The sequence below is a fragment of the Bradyrhizobium sp. GW821-FHT13H06 genome (genome assembly GCF_058803975.1).
This window is the reverse complement of record NZ_JBXAPN010000014.1, coordinates 59,350-76,298: the sequence shown is the minus strand read 5'-3', so window position 1 is coordinate 76,298 and position 16,949 is coordinate 59,350. Positions and strand designations below refer to the sequence as shown.

General features: G+C 65.6%; 18 protein-coding genes. 10 read left to right on the top strand and 8 right to left on the bottom strand.

Annotated features, from left to right (window positions below; genetic code table 11):
- Positions 1-23 precede the first annotated feature (23 nt).
- From AC1RQP_RS36360 to AC1RQP_RS36345, 4 genes are all read left to right on the top strand, one after another.
- Positions 24-1,055: an NAD-dependent epimerase/dehydratase family protein gene (locus tag AC1RQP_RS36360; RefSeq protein WP_239626379.1), complete on the top strand. Its 1,032-nt coding sequence runs from the start codon at positions 24-26 to the stop codon at positions 1,053-1,055.
- Positions 1,056-1,082: 27 nt separating this feature from the next.
- Positions 1,083-1,709, top strand: a complete 627-nt coding sequence (locus AC1RQP_RS36355) for a methyltransferase family protein (protein WP_212471266.1) — start codon at positions 1,083-1,085, stop codon at positions 1,707-1,709.
- 163 nt (positions 1,710-1,872) lie between these two features.
- The gene (locus tag AC1RQP_RS36350; RefSeq protein WP_375159106.1) at positions 1,873-2,082 is read left to right on the top strand and encodes a hypothetical protein; all 210 of its coding nucleotides are present in this window, start codon (positions 1,873-1,875) and stop codon (positions 2,080-2,082) included.
- 142 nt (positions 2,083-2,224) lie between these two features.
- Entirely contained in the window at positions 2,225-3,526 is a 1,302-nt protein-coding gene (locus AC1RQP_RS36345) for a PQQ-dependent sugar dehydrogenase (protein ID WP_492942161.1), read from the top strand.
- 3 nt (positions 3,527-3,529) lie between these two features.
- Here the strand turns inward: AC1RQP_RS36345 and AC1RQP_RS36340 are convergent, their stop codons facing one another.
- Entirely contained in the window at positions 3,530-4,354 is an 825-nt protein-coding gene (locus tag AC1RQP_RS36340) for an aspartate dehydrogenase (RefSeq protein WP_492942159.1), read from the bottom strand.
- Between the two features lie 144 nt (positions 4,355-4,498).
- Here AC1RQP_RS36340 and AC1RQP_RS36335 point away from each other — a divergent pair, with 144 nt between their 5' ends.
- Complete coding sequence (locus tag AC1RQP_RS36335; protein WP_317249763.1) at positions 4,499-5,572, top strand: tartrate dehydrogenase; 1,074 nt, start codon at positions 4,499-4,501, stop codon at positions 5,570-5,572.
- Between the two features lie 129 nt (positions 5,573-5,701).
- On the opposite strand, the gene AC1RQP_RS36330 is transcribed toward AC1RQP_RS36335, so the two are convergent.
- The 4 genes from AC1RQP_RS36330 to AC1RQP_RS36315 form a co-directional block, all read right to left on the bottom strand.
- The gene (locus AC1RQP_RS36330; protein ID WP_492942157.1) at positions 5,702-6,646 is read right to left on the bottom strand and encodes a LysM peptidoglycan-binding domain-containing protein; all 945 of its coding nucleotides are present in this window, start codon (positions 6,644-6,646) and stop codon (positions 5,702-5,704) included.
- Between the two features lie 133 nt (positions 6,647-6,779).
- A complete protein-coding gene (locus tag AC1RQP_RS36325; RefSeq protein WP_492942155.1) occupies positions 6,780-7,145 on the bottom strand; it encodes a hypothetical protein in 366 nt (121 codons plus the stop codon).
- 9 nt (positions 7,146-7,154) lie between these two features.
- A complete protein-coding gene (locus tag AC1RQP_RS36320; protein ID WP_492942153.1) occupies positions 7,155-7,400 on the bottom strand; it encodes a hypothetical protein in 246 nt (81 codons plus the stop codon).
- A gap of 63 nt (positions 7,401-7,463) precedes the next feature.
- Entirely contained in the window at positions 7,464-8,321 is an 858-nt protein-coding gene (locus tag AC1RQP_RS36315; RefSeq protein ID WP_492942151.1) for a DUF3313 domain-containing protein, read from the bottom strand.
- 186 nt (positions 8,322-8,507) lie between these two features.
- Here AC1RQP_RS36315 and AC1RQP_RS36310 point away from each other — a divergent pair, with 186 nt between their 5' ends.
- Complete coding sequence (locus AC1RQP_RS36310; RefSeq protein WP_492942149.1) at positions 8,508-9,170, top strand: TetR/AcrR family transcriptional regulator; 663 nt, start codon at positions 8,508-8,510, stop codon at positions 9,168-9,170.
- 111 nt (positions 9,171-9,281) lie between these two features.
- On the opposite strand, the gene AC1RQP_RS36305 is transcribed toward AC1RQP_RS36310, so the two are convergent.
- Positions 9,282-9,998: a hypothetical protein gene (locus AC1RQP_RS36305; protein WP_492942147.1), complete on the bottom strand. Its 717-nt coding sequence runs from the start codon at positions 9,996-9,998 to the stop codon at positions 9,282-9,284.
- A 286-nt stretch (positions 9,999-10,284) separates the two neighbouring features.
- Here AC1RQP_RS36305 and AC1RQP_RS36300 point away from each other — a divergent pair, with 286 nt between their 5' ends.
- Complete coding sequence (locus AC1RQP_RS36300; protein WP_492942145.1) at positions 10,285-11,208, top strand: ABC transporter ATP-binding protein; 924 nt, start codon at positions 10,285-10,287, stop codon at positions 11,206-11,208.
- A complete protein-coding gene (locus AC1RQP_RS36295; protein ID WP_239626399.1) occupies positions 11,205-11,966 on the top strand; it encodes an ABC transporter permease in 762 nt (253 codons plus the stop codon). Before AC1RQP_RS36300 ends, AC1RQP_RS36295 begins: the two co-directional genes overlap by 4 nt.
- 50 nt (positions 11,967-12,016) lie before the next feature.
- Here AC1RQP_RS36295 and AC1RQP_RS36290 read toward each other — a convergent pair whose 3' ends face one another.
- Positions 12,017-12,340 (bottom strand): hypothetical protein, encoded by a 324-nt coding sequence (locus AC1RQP_RS36290; protein WP_239626400.1) that lies wholly within the window; start codon positions 12,338-12,340, stop codon positions 12,017-12,019.
- 317 nt (positions 12,341-12,657) lie between these two features.
- Here AC1RQP_RS36290 and AC1RQP_RS36285 point away from each other — a divergent pair, with 317 nt between their 5' ends.
- Positions 12,658-13,455 carry a L,D-transpeptidase gene (locus tag AC1RQP_RS36285; protein WP_492942143.1) on the top strand — a complete coding sequence of 266 codons (798 nt, stop codon included), beginning with the start codon at positions 12,658-12,660 and terminating at the stop codon, positions 13,453-13,455.
- A 38-nt stretch (positions 13,456-13,493) separates the two neighbouring features.
- Positions 13,494-14,489, top strand: a complete 996-nt coding sequence (locus tag AC1RQP_RS36280) for a glycerophosphodiester phosphodiesterase (RefSeq protein WP_492942141.1) — start codon at positions 13,494-13,496, stop codon at positions 14,487-14,489.
- Positions 14,490-14,576: 87 nt separating this feature from the next.
- On the opposite strand, the gene AC1RQP_RS36275 is transcribed toward AC1RQP_RS36280, so the two are convergent.
- Positions 14,577-16,856, bottom strand: coding sequence for a fused MFS/spermidine synthase (locus tag AC1RQP_RS36275; RefSeq protein WP_492942139.1), 2,280 nt, complete (start codon positions 16,854-16,856; stop codon positions 14,577-14,579).
- Positions 16,857-16,949: the final 93 nt, after the last annotated feature.

Genomic DNA, 16,949 nt, shown 5'->3' with positions numbered 1-16,949 from the left:
AAAGCGAAACAGCAACCTTCTGCATGGCTCTCGTCCTGGTTACCGGTGGCAGTGGCTTCATCGGACATCATCTCGTCGAAGCGCTCCGCGCCCGTGGGCAGCGGGTCCGTGTTCTTGATGTCCGGGTGCCGGCCACAGCGAATGCCGACGTTGAACACGTCCACGGCTCGGTGCTGGACGGCGCCGCGGTCGATGCTGCGATCGCCGGTGTCGATCAGGTCTATCACCTCGCCGGCCTGCCCGGCATGTGGGTCGCCAACAAGCAGGACTTTCACGACGTGAATTGCCGCGGCACCGAGATCGTGCTCGCGGCTGCCATGAAGCGCGGTGTCTCGCGCTTCCTGCACTGCTCGACCGAATCGATCCTGTTCCCCTATTCCGACCTCAAAGGCGTTCCCGCCGAAGAGGCGCTGCAACCGGCCGATGCGATGCCCGGCGCCTATACGCGATCGAAGTCGCTCGCCGAGCATCATGCCGCAAAGGCGGCGGCCGCGGGCTTCCCGCTCGTGATCGGCACGCCGACCATGCCCATCGGCGCTGCCGACCACAATCTGACGCCGCCGACCGCGATGCTGTGGTACTTCCTCCAGAAGAAGGTGCAGCCGCATCTCAACTTCCTGGTCAACCTGGTCGACGTCCGCGACGTCGCCATGGGCCTCGTGCTGACCATGGAACGCGGCCGCATCGGCCAGCGCTACATTCTCGGCGGCGACTGCGTCCCGCTCGGCAACATCCTGCGGATGATGTCGGCGATGAGCGGCCGCCGGCAGTTTCCGGTCGTCGTGCCCGGAAAGATCGCCGAGCTCTCCGCGATCATGCTCGAATACATCGCCGATCACGTCACGCGCCGGCCGCCCAACGGCACCGCCGAGGGCGTGCGCATCGCGCTCGCCGCGAGCGACCTCTCGATCGGCAAGGCGCGCACCGAGCTCGGCTATTCGCCGCGTCCGATCGAGCCGGTCTTGCGCGAAACCATCACCCATCTGCTCGCCCGCAACGGTCAGCAGGCCTCCGGCGCCATCAAGCATCACGCGCTCTCCTCGCGCGCGAGCTGATCGCTCCGCCCAACGCAAAGAACCTTCATGTCCTTCGATTTCAGCAAGCTTCTCTCTGTCGCCTGGGGTGGCTGGACCACGACCTGGCCGACGCAACTGCTCGCCCTGATCTGGCTCGCCTGGCTCGCCAGCTGGGTCGGCGCCTCGTTCTGGCAGGGGCGCACGCAGAAGCAGGTGATGACGCTGGAGTCCGGCCGCTATCGCATTCCGATCCTGGTCGGCGGCATCCTGTTTACGCCGTGGACCGCCGAAGTGCTGAACGAAAAGCCGCTCTGGGTGTTCAGCAATACGGCCGTCTACATCACGGCGCTGATCGTGCTCGCCGGAATCTCCTTCACATGGTGGGGCCGGCTGCATCTCGGAAAATTCTGGTCCAACACCATCACCCACAAGGAAGACCATCGCGTCATCGACACCGGGCCGTACGGCATCGTGCGCCACCCGATCTACACCGGCCTGATCGCCGGCATGCTGGCGACCGGCATCGCGGTCGGCACGGTGACTGCGATGCTCGGCGCGATCCTGATCTCGCTCGGCATGTGGCAGAAGGGCCGGATGGAAGAGGTGTTCCTCTCCAAGGAGCTCGGCGAGGACGCCTACGGCGCCTATTGCCGCCGCGTTCCGATGATCATTCCGTTCCTGTCGCCGCGGTAAGCTCGCAAGCGCGAGACCTGTAGCCCGCATGAGCAAAGCGACATGCGGGATCAGTCGCCCGGATGGCGCTTCGCTCATCCGGGCTACGATCTTCGCCACGGAACCGCCTCTCCACTCGCCCGTTAGCCCTCGACACCTGCTACCTGCCGCAGAGCATCGAGCCATGTCGGACGCCTACGATTATTTCCGCGCGCACGCGATCGCCGCGCTCCGCAAGGCGCGGGCGCTGCCGCCCGGGCGGACCAAGCAGAAGCAGCGCACGGTCGCGCGGGTGTATCATCTCTTGTCCAGGGAAGCCGCGCTGGCGCCGAACATCCAGCACCTGGATGATTTTCGCACGGCACGGCAGCTCGAGCGGCAGATTGGCCGTTGATCTCCGGGCACTCCTCGTCGGCGCTCGTCCCATGCAAATTCGATCGGCTGCCATTCCGCGGGAATAGGCCCTGGCGGCAGCCCGCACCGGTTGACGTCTGCCCCGTCAGCCAGTTGGATGCGCGCGCAAACAGGGGCTCCTCATGACCTTCTCCAGCATCTTCGCGCAGTTCGTCGCGATCCTCGGCGGCATGGCGCTGCAATGGCGCAAGATGACGGGCACCGAGCCCGCACCTGCCTGGGGCGAGAAGCCGGCCATTCCCGAGGCGAAGCCGCAAGGCGCGATCCCGACCTTGAAGATGCCGACCGCGCGCGGCTGGCGCGAGGGCCAGCAGCCGACGGTCGCGCCCGGGCTCAAGGTCAATGCGTTCGCGACCGGCCTCGACCATCCGCGCTGGATCGAGGTGCTGCCCAATGGCGACGTGCTGATCGCGGAAGCAACGCAGATCGCCGGTCCCCCGCGCTCCGTGTTCCACTATGCCATGCAGGCGACGATGCGGCGTGCCGCGGCGCTCGGCGTTTCCGCCAACCGCATCACGCTTTTGCGCGACAAGGACGGCGACGGCGTCGCCGAATATCGCGGCGCCTTCATGGAGAATCTCAGCCAGCCCTTCGGCATGGCGCTGGTCGGCGACACCTTCTATGTCGGCAACACCGACGGCGTGATGGCCTTTCCCTACGCCGCGAACGCCGACCGCATCACCGCCCCGGGCAAGCGGCTCACGACGTTCAAGCCGGGCGGACACTGGACGCGCAGTCTTCTGGCAAGCCCCGACGGCAAGAAGCTCTATGCCGGCGTCGGCTCGCTCAGCAACATCGCCGAGATGGGCATGGAGGTCGAGCAAGGCCGCGCCGCGGTCTACGAGCTCGACCTCGTCGCCGGCACGCATCGCATTTTTGCGGCCGGCCTGCGCAATCCTGTCGGCCTTGCCTGGGAGCCGACGACGGGCGCGCTCTGGACCGTCGTCAACGAGCGCGACGGCCTCGGCGACGAGACCCCGCCCGATTATCTCACCTCGGTGCGCGACGGCGGCTTCTACGGCTGGCCCTATTGCTATTGGGGCAGGACGGTGGACGACCGCGTGCCGCAGGATCCGGCGATGGTCGCCAAGGCGCTTCAACCGGACTATGCGCTCGGCGGCCACACCGCCTCGCTCGGCCTGTGCTGGATGCCCGCGGGCACGCTGCCGGGCTTCGGAGACGGCATGGTGATCGGCCAGCACGGCTCGTGGAATCGCAGCAAATTGTCTGGCTACAAGGTCGTGTTCATCCCGTTCGAGAACGGCCGCCCGTCCGGTCCCGCGCGCGACATCCTGTCGGGCTTCCTCGCGCCGGACGAGAAGGAGTCCTATGGACGCCCGGTCGGCGTCGCGATCGGCCCGGACAAATCGCTGCTGATGGCCGACGACGTCGGCAACGTGATCTGGCGCGTGACGGGCGCTTGAGACTCACGTCCCGACGCAGAGCGTGGCGCGCTGCTTGCGCAGCAGCGCGATCACCGAGAGCGCCGTGATCAGCCCGGTCTTGGGATTGTCGGACGGGATGTTCTCGATCGACATCGAAAACCGCGCCGAATCCGCCTCGACCTCGATGCGGTGAACGTTGCGCGTCACGGTCGGGTCGGCCCAGATCTGCACCATCGTGCGGTCTGGCCCGACGCCCGCGAGCGACAGCGCAACCGCGACGTTGAGATTGGCTGGAAAGCCCTTCGCGGCCTCGCGCGCCGTGCCCTCGAACAGCTTCAGCGGCTCGCGCAGATTGTCGATGTCGATGTCATTCTTGACGATGAACGGCGCGCCCTTCAGCCCATCGATCGGCTTGCGCGTCACCATCTTCACCGAATGGATGGTGCCGACCGCGGCGGCGTTCACGGCATCGAGCCCGATCAGCGCGCCGGTCGGCACGAGGATGCGGCCGCCATTGGCGCGGGCGAGATCGACGAGATCGAAATTGTCGAGCAACCCGCCGACGCTGACGACGAGCGCGGCCTTGCCGCGCCTCACCGCGGGCTCGACGATCGCGCGCAGCTGACTGCTCGGCGCGCATTCGACCACGATATCGGCGGCATCGCCGAGCTGGTCGAGGGGCAGAACCTGCGGCACACGATTCAGGCCGTCAAGGAAGGCCCGATGCTTGGCGGGATCGCGCACAGCGACGGCGGACAGCGCCAGTCCTTCGATGCCCTGGTCGAGCGCGGTCGCGATCTTGGTGCCGATCGAGCCCAGCCCTGCAATGGCAACCCGCAACTCACTCTGGCCCCTCTGACCGGTCATCGCATCCCACTTTCCCGCCCGATTGATGTCATAGCGTATCATTTTCTGTATAAGCCAGCGTCAATTGAATTGGCCCTGCGGCCGGCAAGGACTCGCTGCGGCCCGGACCGTGATCCTCGCCGCAATCTCACACGGAGCATTCCCATGCGCACCCATTCGATCGCAGCCATCCCCGCCGACGGCATCGGGCCCGAGGTGATCTCGGCCGGTGTCCGCGTGCTGGAGGCTCTGGCAAAACGCAGCGGCGATCTCGCCTTCAACGTTACGACGTTCGACTGGGGCTCGGACTATTACAAGAAGCACGGCGTGATGATGCCGGCCGACGGCCTCACCGAGCTGAAGAAGTTCGACGCGATCTATTTCGGCGCGGTCGGCGCCCCTGACGTGCCCGACCACATCACGCTGTGGGGCCTGCGGCTGCCGATCTGCCAGGGCTTCGACCAATACGCCAATGTGCGGCCGACAAAAATCCTGCCGGGCGTGGCCTCGCCGCTGCGCAATGTCGGCGTCGGCGATCTCGACTGGGTGATCGTGCGCGAGAACTCGGAAGGCGAATATGCCGGCATGGGCGGCCGCGCCCACAGGGGCCTGCCGGAGGAGGTCGGCACGGAAGTGGCGGTCTTCACCCGCGTCGGCGTGACGCGGATCATGCGCTACGCGTTCCAGCTCGCGCAGTCGCGGCCGCGCAAGCTGCTGACCGTCGTGACCAAGTCGAATGCGCAGCGCCATGGCATGGTGATGTGGGACGAGATCGCGGCCGAGGTTGCCGGTGAGTTCCCCGACGTCAGCTGGGACAAGATGCTGGTCGACGCCATGACTGTGCGCATGACGCTGCATCCGAAGAGCCTCGACACCATCGTGGCGACCAATCTCCACGCCGACATCCTCTCCGATCTCGCCGGTGCGCTGGCCGGAAGCCTCGGCGTCGCGCCGACCGGCAACATCGATCCGCAGCGCCGCTTCCCCTCGATGTTCGAGCCGATCCACGGCTCGGCCTTCGACATCACCGGCAAGGGCATCGCCAACCCGGTCGCGACGTTCTGGACCGGCGCGCAGATGCTCGAGCATCTCGGCGAGAAGGATGCCGCCTCGAGGCTGATGGCGGCCGTCGAACGCGTCTGCGCGGCCGGCGTGCTGACGCCGGATGTCGGCGGCAAGGCCACCACCAAGGAAGTGACCGATGCCGTGATCGACGCGATCAACGGGTCGAATGTCTGATCACTGCTCTACGTCATGGCCGGGCTTGCTCCGGCCACGGTGTTTCGCGCGGCAATCAAGAACGTGGATGCCCCGGCCTCGCCGAAGCGGCTTCGACCGCGCAGGCGGGACGAGCCCGGACATGACGTTTTATTTTCGTCCACCCGCCCCCGGCGGTGGCAGTGCCATCGCAGCCGCAGGCTCCGGCGGCGTCAGGTGACGCGGGACGATGATGGTTTGCCCCGGGGTGAGCTGCGCGTTCTCCGGCAATGAATTGCTCTGCGCGAGCGTCCACAGCGGCACGCGATTGGCTGCGGCGATGCTCTCCATGGTGTCGCCTCGGCGCACCGGCACGCGAACGCCGCTGTCCCACAATTCGACCAGCGTGTCCGCCGGCACCAGGTAGCGCAGCGGCACGGCATCGGCCTGGGCTTGCGGCGGGATGCGCGGGAGCTGCGTCACCATCTCGACGATCTGGCGGTGGATGTCGTCGGACTTCTCGATGTTGATGTGGCTGACGCGCGAGCTTTCCTTCAGGTCGTAGCTCGCATAATGGCCGCGAAAGCCGGGCACGGCCACGACGTCGCCGCCGCCGAGCACGCTGTCGGACAGGAAGATGTTGATGAAGCGCTCGACGTTGAGCGGCACGTCGCCGGTCGCATGCGCAGGATCGATGACGATGACGAGGCTGATCGGGATGTTCTCCTTGGCCGCCATCTCGGAGATGACGATCGAGCACAGGCCGCCCATGGAGTGGCCGATCAGCACGATCGGCGCCGGCGATTCCTTGTAGCTGGAGATGGCGCGATCGCCGATCCACCGGCAGATGGTGAATTCGTAGACGCTGGCCGAGAAGCCAGCCTTGGTCAGTTTCTCTTCGAGCCGATCCATGCCGGTCGAGAAGATCGGACCCATGGCGCCGCGGAACAGGTAGATCTTTGGCGGCGGCAATGGCTCGAACGGCACAGGGGACGGCGCCGCGGCGGGGGCGGCCGCGTTGGTCTTGGACTTGGCTGGTGTGGCAGCGGCCGTGCCGGTGCCGAAGGCGAGCAGCGCAATCGCTGCCAGCGCGACAATTCGCCTTGGATCAAGCATCAGTCCAGCAGTCCCACTACAGGAAGCAGAGGCTCCCCCGCCGCGCTTAGTGACCGCCGATTGGGTGGAATTTGGGGCACGGAACCGGGACCGTGACACCCGCAGCATCTTGGCATCATTGGAGGGAACCCATTTAATTGAAGGGTGTCCATGCCTCGGCTTCGCAGGCCTCGAGAATCACCGAAGTCTGGACACCCTTATAGGTGTCGTCGTCGAAAAAGACCGAATAGGCGGGGCGCCTGCTGGCTGATGGGCCACTCTGCCTCAGGCAGACGAAATACGATCCCGGCCCGTGGTCGGAATGGCGGACGGCGGACGTCTCCAGTCCCCCGTTCAGCTTGGCTTCGGCAGCCGCTTTCGTGACGCCGTCTTTCACCGCTTTGGCACTGGGCGGCTGCGGAGGTTCATACGCCGGAGGAAGATCGACGCTCGACCCGCAGCCCGCCAGCAACAGTGTTAAGACCGCGGACAAGGCCGCCGCGCTCGATACGCGCCTCATCCTTGAGCCTCATCCTTGGGTCAGAAAGAGATAGAGGCAGCCCGCGACCGTGGGCAGGAACGCGACCACGGTCGCCATCCAGAAGCCGGATTCCAGGATCGAATCCTGGTCGTCCGTCTCGCCGGCCGAACGCCGATCCGCGTTGGTTCGGCTCCACACCTCATCGGCCGTGAACAGAGGCGCGCTCCTCGCGCACACACGCGCATCGGCGCGCGCTGCACTTTGGCGCAAGGGACGGATCGTTGCCTGGGTCATTTCATCTACTCTGGTCAGCCACGAATGTTGTTGAAGTCGGACGCGACGGCAACCGCATGCGGATCATTGCGTGAGCGTCTGCTCTGAATTCACCTGGGTTGCCGGGGCCGGATTCCCGGCCGGACTCTCCTTGGCGCCGGAATCCGTCCAGGCCGGCGGCAGGCCGAGCCCCTGCCCCGCGAAGCCGGTGATGCCGGGAAACCGCCCGAACGCCTCGCACGCGACATATTTGGGAGCACCGCCGAACCGCACGGGAATGCTGTCCATCGGAGGCAGCGCAGGGATGCCGCCGAACGGCGACTCTCCCGTCGCAACCAGCTTGGCGAAGTCGGCGCCGAAATCGGCAGCGAGATCGTACGCATCGCCCTCGTTGGCGACCCGCGGAGAATTCGTGATGGAGTTGGCGCTGCGCGCCCAGACCATGGCCGCCTTCTGAAATCCGGCGAAGTCGCGCGCCTCCGCCTCGACCGACAGGCTGCCGAGCCCGACCGGGAGTCGCGGCACCGGCACAGGTACGGCGGGCAGCGCAACGGTCTTGGCGATCGACAGCGCTTTCGACGCGCCCGAGGCGGTCGGGCTGGTCGGCGCGGCATGCGTCACCGTCGCCTGCACCGTGAGGTCGGCATCGTCATCGGCGGCAACGATGCGGAAGCGCTCGCTCAGGCGCAGACAAAGCTCGCGGCTGACGGCGTTTGCGACCAGGCGCCGCTCCTTTTCGGTCAGCGCGACGTCGGAACGCGCGGGAAAGACCGTCGTCGCGATCCGGATCGTCTTCGCCGCCAGCAAATCCTTCTTGTTCACGCGGATCTGCGATCGCGTCACCAGTCCGTTCGCATCCGACATCCGGTCGTAGCTCCTGAGCGAGCCGGCCCGTTCGAGCGGCGCGGTCGCACAACCACCGAGCGCGAGCGTGATAGACACCAGTGTCGCCCATCGAACGCGCATGGTCCCGCTCAGGCCCGGACTCTTTACTAGAGAGATCACTCTATTAAACATTCTCACGCCGGTTGCCGCCCGTCAACATAAATAGATGGAACTCTCTAATTTTGATTTTCTCGTGACGGACCGGCATGCTAAATTGGGCTCTCACGAAAAGGAGAACGCGCCTTGAGGAAGGTGGACCCCGTCAAGCATGAGCGGAAGCGCGGGGAGATCCTCGACGCGGCGATCCGCTGCTTCACCAGGGACGGCTTCCGCGGCGCCAGCACGACCGACATCTGTACCGAGGCCGGGATCAGTCCGGGGCACCTCTATCACTACTTTCCGAGCAAGATCGCGATCATCGAGGCGATGATCGATTTGGGTCTGGCCCGTTCGGCGGAGCGTTTCGAAAAGATTCTCGCGGCCACGGACGTGATCGAGGCGCTGCTCGCCGACATCGAGCAAACCAGCCTGCGGTTTCGTCCTGCCCAGATCCTCAGTCTGGATGGCCTCGCGGAGGCCGCCCGCAATCCGGAATTCGCCAAGATCATCGAACGGCACACCGAAGCGGTTCGCCGCATGTGGGCCGACTTCCTGCGCCAGGCGCAAGGCCAGGGACGGGTGGATCCGGGACTGGACCCAGAAGCGACGGCGAACATCCTGATCGCGATCATCGACGGATCGCGCGCAATGCCGATCCGCAATCCGAAGCTGGATATCAAGCAGAGCACTGCGCATCTGAAGACGATGCTCATCCGCTTCCTGAGCCCGCCCGAAGCCGAAAGCGCCGCGAGCAAGCCCCGCGATCAAAGGACCGGCCGTCCCCTCACGCTGGTTAGGAAGCGATAGGGCGTCTACTTGCTACAAGGCGCTCTATCCCGCCTTCCCGGACTTCCCGACCGCGCTATTCCCGCGATCGCCGGAGGATGGCTGCGCGACGAGTCCGTCGCGCAAGGAAGCTCAGTTCCTGGCAGGAGCGGCCGCCGCCGAGCGTGCCCGTCGCGGCGTGCCGGGTTCGGCGACCGGCGCCGCCGGTGCGCGCGAGCGCATGATGGCGGCATCGATCTCGGCAATGACGCGACGCTGGATCGCCTCGTTCTTGTCGATCGAGACGTGGCCGACGCCGGTGCCGCGCACGTCGACATTGTCAAGCTTGCCGCGAAAACCCGCCGCGGCCCGCACCGGCTCACCGGGACCATCGCCGATATAGATGTTGATGTAACGCTCCGCGCCGGTCGAGAGCTTGGTCTTGAACACGGAGTCGAGGCCGATCGCGAGCTTCACGGGCACGCCGAGCTGATTGAGCTTGGCGATCATGTCCGGCAGCGCCGTCGCGCCGGAGGAATGGCCGACCAGGACGATGGTCTTGAGCCGACCGGCCCTGTAGGCGGCCGCCGCTTCGTCGGCGAGCGAGGACCAGGACACGAAGTTGGCGACGGTCACCGGGATGCCCTGCGCCTGGAGCCGGGCGCCGATCGTGTCGAGCCCGAGCGAGAAGATGTTGAGCACGCCACGGAGCAGGTAGACATGCGTGGTTGCCACAGCGGCCTGGCTCGGCGCGGCCTTGGCGGTGGTCGGGCTGATGGCAACAGCTGACAGCAGGAGCAGGCCCATCGCCCACACCCGCAGGGTGGACAATTGGCGGGCGCCGGCGGTGTGACGGCCGTTCGGTCTCATCGATTTTTTCCCTGGAGACAATACGCTTGGCGATTGGCCGGAATCGTAGCCACGGCCCGCTCGCAGACGCAACAAAGAGCCGCGTGAGCGGCAATCTTCGCAGCAAGCCGTGACCATCGCGCAACACTTGCCCGAAACATGCCACTGAACGGCCTGGTTTGAGACCATTTTCCTCCGGGGAATTGCGGGCCGATGACAGCGTTCCTATTTCAGGGCTCCGCCGACCCGCCCTCCCGGATCGGTCCAGCCCTCCCTCCCCAGCCCTGCCCTCAGCCTCGCGGCCATCATGCCCCCCATCATTTCCGTCGCCAATATGTCCAAGACCTATGGGTCCGGCTTCAAGGCGCTCAAGAACGTCAATCTCGACATCAAGCGCGGCGAGATTTTTGCGCTGCTCGGCCCCAACGGGGCCGGCAAGACCACGCTGATCTCGATCATCTGCGGCATCGCCAACCCGAGCGAAGGCAGGGTCTTGGTCGGCGGCGAGGACATCCAGAGCTCCTATCGCAAGGCGCGCTCGCTGATCGGCCTCGTGCCGCAGGAATTGCACACCGACGCCTTCGAGAGCGTATGGGCGACCGTGAGCTTCTCGCGCGGCCTGTTCGGCAAGCCGAAGAACCCCGAACATATCGAGAAGGTGCTGAAGGACCTCTCGCTGTGGGACAAGAAGGACAACAAGATCATCACGCTCTCCGGCGGCATGAAGCGTCGCGTGATGATCGCCAAAGCGCTGTCGCACGAGCCGCAGATCCTGTTCCTGGACGAACCCACCGCCGGCGTCGACGTCGAACTGCGCAAGGGCATGTGGGAGGTGGTGCGCGGGCTGCAACAGTCCGGCGTCACCATCATCCTCACCACGCACTACATCGAGGAGGCCGAGGAGATGGCCGACCGCATCGGCGTCATCAACAAGGGCGAGATCGTGCTGATCGAGGACAAGACGACCTTGATGCAGAAGCTCGGCAATAAGCGGCTGACGCTGCATCTGCAGGGCAAGATCGCCTCGCTGCCGGAGAGCCTTCGCCACTACGAACTCGAGCTCTGCGACAACGGCGCGACGCTGGTCTACGACTACGACACCAAGGGCGAGCGCACCGGCATCACCAGCCTGCTCGGCGATCTCCGCGCCGCCGGCATCCGCTTCAACGACCTCGACACGACGCAATCATCGCTCGAGGACATCTTCGTCGACCTCGTGAGGACGTCATGAACCATCGCGCCATTCGCGCCATCTATCTGTTCGAAATGGCGCGCACCTGGCGCACGCTGCTGCAAAGCATCGTCTCGCCCGTGGTCTCGACCTCGCTCTATTTCGTGGTGTTCGGCGCCGCGATCGGCTCCCGCATCAGCCAGGTCGAGGGCGTCAGCTACGGCACCTTCATCGTCCCGGGCCTGATCATGCTCTCGGTGCTGACGCAGAGCATCGCCAACGCCTCCTTCGGGATCTACTTCCCGAAATTCACCGGCACGATCTACGAGATCCTGTCGGCGCCAATCTCCTATTTCGAGATCGTGCTCGGCTATGTCGGCGCCGCCGCGACCAAGTCGATCATTCTGGGCCTCATCATCCTGGCGACGGCCGGCCTGTTCGTGCCGCTGCACATCCAGCATCCGGTCTGGATGCTGGCCTTCCTGGTGCTGACGGCGGTGACGTTCAGCCTGTTCGGCTTCATCATCGGCATCTGGGCCGACGGCTTCGAAAAGCTGCAGATGATCCCGATGCTGGTGGTGACGCCGCTGACCTTCCTCGGCGGCAGCTTCTATTCCATCGACATGCTGCCGCCCACCTGGCGCACGGTCGCGCTGCTCAACCCGGTGGTCTACCTGATCTCCGGCTTCCGCTGGAGCTTTTACGAGATTGCGGATGTCAGCGTCGCCGTCAGCATCGGAATGACGCTGGCGTTCCTGGTGATCTGCCTCGTCGTGATCTGGTGGATTTTCCGGACGGGATACCGGCTGAAGAACTGATCGTCATTCCGGGCTCGCGCTACGCGCATCCCGGAATGACGGCGATGGTCTCACCTGTAGCAATGAAAACGGTGATGGCTGTCGTAATATCCGCGACAGCGGTGCCGGTAATGGCGGTGGGGAACGCCGAGCACGCCCTCGACTGCACCGACAGCCCCGCCAACGCCGGCGCCGACGACACCGCCGACCGCGCCGCCCACGGGCCCGGCGATGCGGTTGCCTTCATAAGAGCCCTCCTGTGCGCCGCGCACGATGCCCTGGGCGTGACTGACTTGCGGCAACGACGATAGCGCCAGCAGAGTGGCGGCGGCGAACAGCAGGCGAATGGGCAGATTGGCCGGCAAAGGCGCAACGGCGAGACGTGCTTTGTTCATTTTCGGGTCCCCAGGAAAGGAAAGAGGTAAACGGCGGCGGACGTGCCGCCTGTCGAGAGAGGCCATCACCAACGCGCCGCGCGGCGGAATGGTTGCGCCTTTGTGACGAATTGTCGGTGTTGTGAACGCGCCTCCGCTCGCGAAAATGTCAGCGCTGCCGCGCGTGACGCGGCACAAAGCGGCCTTGCTTACGCCCGGCATCGCGTTAACGATGGGCTTGCAGCTCGCTGGAACGAAAGCCGGATTGCAGGCATATTGCACGCCGGGGACGGAGAGCCGCGGCGCCTAGCGTGAACAGGCCGGAGGCCGAGATTGATATGCGTTTCCAGATGCGTTCGTTTTTCATTGCTTTCACCTCATCGCTGCTTTTGAGCGCGGGCGCCGCGCAGGCCAAGGTCGAGATCACCGTCGACAAGGACAACCAGCAGATGACCGTCGCCGTCGACGGCGTCGCGCGCTATCACTGGCCGGTGTCGACCGGCATCCCCTCGCGCGAGACGCCGAACGGCGCGTTTCGCGCCTTCCGCATGGAAGAGGATCACTACTCCAAGGAATTCGACGACGCGCCGATGCCGCACGCGATCTTCTTCACCAAGGTCGGGCATGCCATCCACGGCACGGACTCGGTCGGCCGGCTCGGCTCCCCCGCCTCCCATGGCTGCGTGCGGCTGTCGCGCCAGAATGCCTCGACGCTCTATGCGCTGGTTCAGCAGCAGGGTGTGCTCAACACCACGGTGACGCTGACCGGCTCGGCCCAGGTGGCGCTGGCTCGCAATCCGCGCGGCCGCAACGCCAATGCGGTGGCCCGCGCACCGCAGCCGGCTGAGGAGCAATACGCGACCGCCGGCGATCCCGTGAACCTGGCGCCGCCGGCGCAGCCCGCGCGCCGCTACATGCCGCAGGACGACAACTACATCTACCCGGCCGATGGCAGCGACACCGGCGCGCGCTATCCGGCGCCGCGCTCGGCCACCCGCCCGCTCTACGACACGCAGGTCTATCAGCAGCAGCAGCCGCGGACCTATTACGACCAGGGCTACGGCCAGCAGGGCTACTACTATCAGCCGCAGCCGCGGCAGTATTATCAGCCACGCGGCTATTACTATCAGAACTGACGCAGCCGCCATCAACCGCCCTCGCCGGCCGAGGCACCATGAAGCCACGTGCCACGACCATTGTGATCGTGCTCTGCGTTCTGATGGCGGGACGGGCCATGGGATCTGATGTGGGCTTCGATCTCGAGGCGCATCGCGGCGGGCGGGCGCTGTTGCCGGAAAACACCCTGCCCGCCTTCGCCAATGCGCTGTCGATGGGCGTGGACACGCTGGAGCTCGACGTCGGTGTCACCGCCGACGGCGAAGTCATCCTGTCACATGAGCGCAGGCTCAGCCCCGATCTCGCCCGCGGCCCCGATGGAGTCTACATCGTTCCGCCCGGCACGCCTTTCGTGAAGCTGCGGCTCGACGAGGTCAGGACCTATGACGTCGGCCAGATCCGGCCGGACAGTGCCTACGCAAGACAATTCCCCGACCAGCGTGCCGTGCCGGGGACATGCATTCCCACCTTGCGCGAGCTGTTCGCGCTGGTGCGCAAGTCCGGCAACGCGCGCGTCGGCTTCAACATCGAGACCAAGATCGATCCGAACCATCCGGACGAAGCGCCTGATCCGCAGGCCTTCGTCGCGAAGCTGCTCGGGCTGATCGAGACCGAAGGACTCTCCGACCGCGTCACGATCCAGTCGTTCGACTGGCGAACCCTGCTTCTCGTCCAGCAGCAGGCGCCGAAGATTCCGACCGTGTACCTGACGCTCCAGCGCGGCTCGAGCCCGACGGTGGCACGCGACAAGGCGACCAACTGGACGGCGGGTTTCAACCCGGCCGATCACGGCGGCTCGCTGCCACGGACGATCAAGGCTGCGGGCGGTGCGATCTGGTCGCCTTACTTCGGCGATGTGACCGCGTCACTGGTCACCGAGGCCCATGAACTCGGATTGCGTATCGTGGTCTGGACGGTCAACAAGCCCGAAGACATGGCGCGCATGATCGAGCTCGGCGTCGATGGGATCATCTCGGACAGGCCGGACCTGCTGCGGCAGATCGCCGGCGAGAAGGGAATCGCGCTGCCGGCGGGGACGCCGGTAGCGCCATAACTCCGATCTCGTGTCCCGGCTCTGCAGCGCATCACTTCGTGCTGCGCAGCTCCGAGACACGGGATTCGTCCGGGCGACGGAGCTGCCCTACTCCCCGTCCCGCAAACGCCGATACAGCGCGCCCAGGATATTCGAGTAGTCGTCGGTCCAGACCCGCACCCTGTCGTCGGCTTCGGTCTGTACCCATTGCTTGGAGGATGCGAGCCTGCCGATATCCGCCTCCTCGCGCGCGGAGATGACGACGTCGGTCGAGAAGATGTAGTCGGAATCGCGCCCGGAATCCTCGTTGAAGACCCAGCTCGTGAGATCGTTGGCATCCGCAATGCCGACAACGACCGTCTCGAGATCCAGATGCCGGTTGGAGACGTGCATCACGACCGCGCCATGGGGCGCGAGCTTGTCCTTGTAGATCTTCATCGCCTCTTCGGTGGCGAGATGAATCGGGATCGCATCGGACGAATAGGCATCGACGATGATGAGATCGTAAGCGCCATCGGGCTCCTTCGCGAAGGTGAGGCGCGCATCGCCGATGACGGGCTTCATGTCCGGCATGCAGCTCGAGATGTAGCGGAAATTCCTGGGGTCGCGCGCCGCGTCGACCATGGACTGGTCGATCTCGAAGAAGGTCCAGCTCTCTCCCGGTTCGGCTGCGCAGGCGAGCGTGCCGGAGCCGACGCCGATCGCGGCGACCTTCAGCGGCGCGCCCTTGCGCTCGCGGATGGCGCTGACGGCCTGACCGATACCGCCGTCCATGTGGTAGTAGGTGATCGGCTCGGGCCGGCCGATGACCGGCGTGCCGTCATTGTTGCGGAAACGCTCGGCGCCATGAATGGTGGTGCCGTGCATCAGCACATGGAAATAGCCGCCCGGCGTCACCACGATCTTGTGCACGCCGAAGAAGCTGCGCACCGTCGTGACGCGCCCCTCGTCCGCGGGATAAACACGGATCAACGCCAGCGCGAGCGCGATGGTGGCAAATATCTTCCAGCGGCCGGCATTGAGGATCAGCGCGAGCAGCGCGGCGAGCACGCCGACGGCGCCGGCGACCCAGACGCGGTGATCCTCTAACCAGGTCGAGAGGTCGCCGGTCGTATAAGACGGCACGACGAGCGCCACCGCGAGCGCGGCGAGCGCCAGCCAGTACCATTTGACGATGCCGGCGAGACGTTCGTTCGCGGAGGGGCGGCACAGCGCAGCAAGCGCGATCAGGATCGGATATTCGGCGATCCACGAGAAGGTGAATGGAGCAACGAGCCCTGCGAACAGGCCGCCGACCATGCCGCCGAACGACAGTGCGACGTAGAAGCCGGTGAGATATTTGGCGGCCGGCCGCGTCCGCGCCAGTTCGCCGTGGCAGGCCATGGCAATGACGAAGAAGCACAATTGATGGCCGCCGAGCGTCAGCAGCAGATTCTGCTCGCCGCCGAAGGCCAGCAGCACGACGACGCCCGCAATGGCGACCGGCTGGAGCATCAGCATCCATTTGTGCGGCAGCAGCGGACGCGACTGGAACACGAGGACCCAGGTCAGCAGGTACAGCGACAGCGGCAGTACCCACAGAAGCGGCGCCGCCGCGACGTCGGTGGAGATGTGCGCAGTCACCGCGATGAGCAGGCCGGACGGCACCGCGGCCAGGAAGATCCAGCGCAGCCGCGTGACAAGTCCGGGCGCCGGCGCGTTCACCTCCTCGTCTCGCGCGTCGACGACTGCCAGCCTCGGCGAACGCAGCAACAGCACGCCGCAGGCGGCGATGAGAAGGATCAACAGGCCATAGCCGCCGGTCCAGAACCGGTTCTGCAGGTGCAGTGTGAACATCGGCTCCAGCAGGAACGGATAGGACAACAGTGCGAGGAAGCTGCCGATGTTGGAGGAGGCATAGAGGAAATAGGGATCATGCCCGGCGGGATGCCCGGTGCGGACGAACCAGGCCTGCAGCAGCGGATTGTTGGCGGCGAGCGCGAAGAACGGCAGCCCGATCGAGACCGCGAACAGGCCGAGCAGCCAGAACGAATAGCCCGAAGCGGGCGGCTCGCCATAGGCGGAGGCGATGCCGAGCGGCAGCGTGGCGAAGGCCGCGATCAGCAGCACCAGATGCACCGCGACCGGAACGGTGCGGTTCCTCACCTGCATCAGCAGATGCGCATAGGCGTAGCCCGCGAGCAGCAGCGACTGGAAGAACACCATGGCCACCGACCACACCGCCGGCGAGCCGCCGAGCCGAGGCAGCACCATCTTCGTGAACAGCGGCTGCACCGAGAACAGCAGCAGCGCGCTGACGAAGATCGCAGCCGTGTAGACCGCCAGCAGCAGCCGGTTGCGCGACGACGAAGGCTGCTCCGTGGCGGCGGGTTGCACGATGGAATCCATGGATGCTCCGGCAAGACTCCGGCGGGCGCCGGACGCGCGCAATGGAGCACAAGGCGCCTGATCGGGCAATAAAGGGGCGCGTGATGTTGCAGC